Here is a 4,021-nt window from a genome sequence, read left to right on the forward strand (position 1 = left end):
AAAATTATAAGGTTAGCTGTCTTCCTGACTGGAGACATGCTCTTGAAAAGCAACTTGAGACAGTGGCTTATCTAAGACATAGCGAGTAGCCATCGAGATAACGCGATGGAAATCACCGTAAAGCATGGGGCGACCATTCTTGAACTGGAAAGCAGGCGCTCCCTCGGAAGTATCTTTAATAAACAACAGGGTTTCATCGCGGTAATGTGATATTTCTTCCGGTAAATCCAAGGAACTCAGTTCTTTAACAGACATGCGGAGAAGATCCGGAACCGAATAGCCTTCCGCAACCAAAAATAGAATGAGGCGTGACTTAGAAGGCCGTCGCCTAAAAAAAGGTTGTAACTTTTCCATACAGACACCCATCAAAAAGACGCCTCGATACGTATATAAACGGTCTGCGAGGGAACAGTAATTGTGACCTGAGCCTGCCGGCTCTCCTGAGAGTACCTTTCACGCTCATCAAGAATACTTGCAGCAGCGCTGCCGGCGACCTGCTCAGCAGCAGATCCCCGCCCCGCAAGTTCTAAAGCCTGCTGACTTCCAGCCCGAAGAGTGCTAGATACAACATGACTACCGCCGCTTTCCGCTATATCGGGGACGTTAATAATACCGGCAAGCCCGCCACTCTTTTGCGTGTCGAACACTAGGGCAGAAAGAGATAATTCAGCGTCGTCAGGCGTACGCGCGTGAACAACGTATAAATCAAGCCTGCGCGTGGAGGAATTAAACCGCTTCTCGGCAAAGAGGATTGTACCGGCTGCAAGGGTAGCATGCCGCCCCGTCAGGTCTTCCTCTAACACAAGCTCAATCCGTCCAGGGTCGGCATTGCTAACACGCCGTGGCAAGTTGGCTTTCGCCCATGTTCCAATCGGTATACCGTAGGGACGCTGCTCACGGGCAACTGTCATCGTATACATAGGATTTTGAGAGACCACGCGGGGCGGAGGCACATAATGGTTCGCCGCCGCGCCGGAGGCGTCGGCCGGGGGGGAGGTGGCGCAACCTGCGGAGCCGGGGCAGGCGGCTCAGAGGCGACCACCGGCGCTGGTTTAGGTTCGGGCTCCTGGGGGACGGGCTCAGAGGCAACCACCGGCGCTGGAGCTTTCTCTGGCTCCGGCTCCGGTTCTTCCGCCCGCCGAACCGGGAAAAGACTTGTCGGATTGGACGGGTCAAGCCGGCCCGCGCGCCGCGTAGATGCCCGCTTAGCCTCCCCGGCTTCGGAACGTAGTTGCTCCGGGGTGATAGCACCCGATGCAGACACAAGCGGCGAAGGCAGCAGAAGCACAAAGACAGCAACCGCGAATAGACGCATTACCATTTAACCTCCACCGTTTCCCCACCGCTGAACAAAGAGAACCGGAGCCGGTCACGGCCAATCGCCTGATCAGAGGTAGCAACAAGCACGCCTCGGCCTATCTCTCCCGGCGGGATTGGCGCCGGCGGAGTGTTGGCGGTTTCAAGTTCTGTCTCGGCACCATCGGGATCGAGCACGCGCAAGGAGGCATCGCCAACACGCAACGGTTCGGTGCCATCATTCCGAATGTCATACAAGAAAAGATGATAGCTGCCTAGCGTCCGCACTTCTTGCAGCATAAGCAGCGCGGTTTCACCATTAGCCGTTGTCCACTCTTGGCGTTCCCGAATCCGGCGCCGCTGCGGATCACTAAGCGCCAAGCGGCCGATTAACTGGAAGGCACGAGACTGTACCTCTTCATCCAGTCGGGCAAGGCGGCGTTCATGCTGAGCCCGCATAGCTTCAATTCGCTGCTCAACCATGCTGTCAATCAAGCGCTCTCGCGCCTCTTCACTAAGCACAAAACGAATGTCGGTATAGTGGTCATCGACCTCGTAAGTTGTGCGTAACGCGACCGTCAAATTATAGCCGCCAACGGACACAAACAGGTGCCCCGCATAATGCGCGCCATCGTTGCCATGCGATGTCGGTTGTGGCGGCGCGGTAACAATAAAAGAGTTCCGGCCCCGCAAAGCACTCCCAGGAACAAAGCCGTCAGAGCTACAAATATCGCACTTAAAAACCGCGCTATTTGTAAGCTGCATCGTGAACGGAATATCGTCATCCACACGGTCAAGCAAGAAGGGAAACAGGAAGCGAACCCCGAGATCAGGCACGAGAGATAAGGAAAGGTGCGTCTGATCCCGTAGTTCTACAGTCTTTACTCTCGGTTCACCGACCCCAGCAGCCACAGGCAATGACACAACTAAGAAGAGAAATAAGAATAGGTAACGGCTCATGGTTAGTTATTCACTATGTCAAGGATACGGACGCCATGCGTTGCAAGACGGGTACGAGGAATAATCGCCATGGGCAAGGTGATATCAAATTCAGTAACGATATCTTCCGCCCGCTTATCGCCCATGGGAGGAATGGTCAGCACACGTTCACCGGTTACCCGTACTTGCGCATGTTGCTCGCGGCGGTCAAGCACCTCAGCATTGAACGAACGAAAATGAGAACGCGCCGGCGACGATGAGATCGTAGAAAGATAACCACTTTCAATCCATTGCGAACGAATAGCCGCCGCAAGGGTTTCATCCATCATGTTCAACGCGCGCGCCGCATCTTCAAAAATCGTCGCACTGTCCGCGCTTAAATAAGCACGCAAGAAGGAAATAGCCGCCGCCTCTAGCTCTGTTTCACTGCGCGCCATAGGGTTCAAATACTCAAAGGTGCCCAAAACAGCGCCCGCTTCGTTAACCGCGATCACCGGCACCGGCTGCACCTTATCTAAAGTCACGTAGTACAGATGAAACAGAAAGATTAGACCCGCAAGAACCCAACCTAGCCAGTGATACCGCCTAACGACCATAAGCGCCGCGCCTACGGGGCCGTGGTCGCGAACTGCGGCACGAGGTTTTACAGGTTCCGGGACTTCCAACGAAGCATCTTGTGTAGGCGAGTTGTCGGGTTGCTCAGTCATAAACACCTCAATTACTTACCGCGGCTTGGTAACTTGACCTTTCCGGATTTATGCAAACGGTCCAAGACAGCGCCCCGACGGGCTTGCCGCCGTGCCTGTTCTTGAGAAGAGCTAGAATCGGGAGCGCTCGCCGGCGCCGCATTCGTAGTGCCAGCATCGCCGCCGGAAAGTTGGTTATAGGTACCAGCCGCCATTGCCATACGTGCGGCGTTATTAGATGAACTCTTAGCCAACGGTGCGCGCGCATGGCCACCGGCCGCCGAGGCAGGCGTTAAGCGTGAGATCTGCGAAGAACCCGCACCCGCACCCCCACCCCCACCGGGTCGCTCGCTCGCCGGCGGCGGTGGTGGCGGCACTGTATAACTGGAAGGTGTACGCTTACCTGCGGTGAGATGCCGTGCGATATTCAGCGCCATATTGCTATTCGCATACCGAGCCAACGAACCGGACAAAGCCCCCGCGCCCCCCGGCCCGCCAGCACTGGCGGCCTGCCCTCCAACGGGCTTAGCAGCAGCAGAGAGCGCTTGACCACCGAGCTTGGCGCGCTCACGCGCTTGAGACAAGATAGCGCCGGCCGCCGCAAAACCTGCTGTCGCAAACGGCGTAACAATGCCACCTATCGCCCCATTAGCAATCAACGATTGCGCGATGAACGGCGCGGCCACAACCGCAGCTATTAAAAGCAAATGGCCGATGGCATACACGGTATAGAGGATAGCAATGTCAACGCTGGACCCCATCCCATCGGAGACGCCCCGTGTTTGCGTAAAGGCATTGTCGATAATGCTGCCCAAGAAAGAAAACAGGATGTAATTAACAATCGGCCAAAGCAGCAAGATAGCTAGGAAAGTCGCCCACGGTTTTAGAATAGAAAGACGAGAGACGATAGCGGTAGGAATAGCAACCTGTCCCCAGGCTAACGCGAGGGAGAGCGCCATTGCATGCGCAATCGTGAGGAACGCAACGACAACAATAAGCGCGACACTCGTAGCGTAGTATGTGAACCATGCAATCCAGACGATCGGCATGGTTCCTAGATCACGCATGCGGGCAAAGAAACCGTCATCCCGTGTGTTTTT

5 protein-coding genes are annotated in these 4,021 nt (G+C 55.5%); all 5 read right to left on the reverse strand.

Translation table 11 applies throughout. The annotated features are described in order from the left end of the window. Positions 1-12 precede the first annotated feature (12 nt). Positions 13-354 (reverse strand): hypothetical protein, encoded by a 342-nt coding sequence (locus CAI21_RS22515; RefSeq protein WP_147305229.1) that lies wholly within the window; start codon positions 352-354, stop codon positions 13-15. Positions 355-365: 11 nt separating this feature from the next. Next, the gene (locus CAI21_RS22520) at positions 366-803 is read right to left on the reverse strand and encodes a hypothetical protein (protein WP_181919604.1); all 438 of its coding nucleotides are present in this window, start codon (positions 801-803) and stop codon (positions 366-368) included. Between the two features lie 511 nt (positions 804-1,314). Next, complete coding sequence (locus CAI21_RS23025; protein WP_147305230.1) at positions 1,315-1,878, reverse strand: hypothetical protein; 564 nt, start codon at positions 1,876-1,878, stop codon at positions 1,315-1,317. 380 nt (positions 1,879-2,258) lie between these two features. Further along, positions 2,259-2,942, reverse strand: coding sequence for a hypothetical protein (locus CAI21_RS22530; protein ID WP_147305231.1), 684 nt, complete (start codon positions 2,940-2,942; stop codon positions 2,259-2,261). Positions 2,943-2,953: 11 nt separating this feature from the next. Beyond that, positions 2,954-4,021, reverse strand: a 1,068-nt coding sequence (locus tag CAI21_RS23485) for a hypothetical protein (protein ID WP_181919605.1), incomplete at its 5' end; no start/stop codon positions are given.

Origin of the sequence: Alkalilimnicola ehrlichii, assembly GCF_003399765.1 — a bacterium.
Classification (GTDB): Bacteria; Pseudomonadota; Gammaproteobacteria; order Nitrococcales; family AK92; genus AK92.

Coding starts and splice junctions, on each gene's coding strand:
- CAI21_RS22515 (WP_147305229.1), bottom strand. CDS start 354: ATGGAAAAGTTACAACCTTTTTTTAGGCGACGGCCTTCTAAGTCACGC.
- CAI21_RS22530 (WP_147305231.1), bottom strand. CDS start 2,942: ATGACTGAGCAACCCGACAACTCGCCTACACAAGATGCTTCGTTGGAA.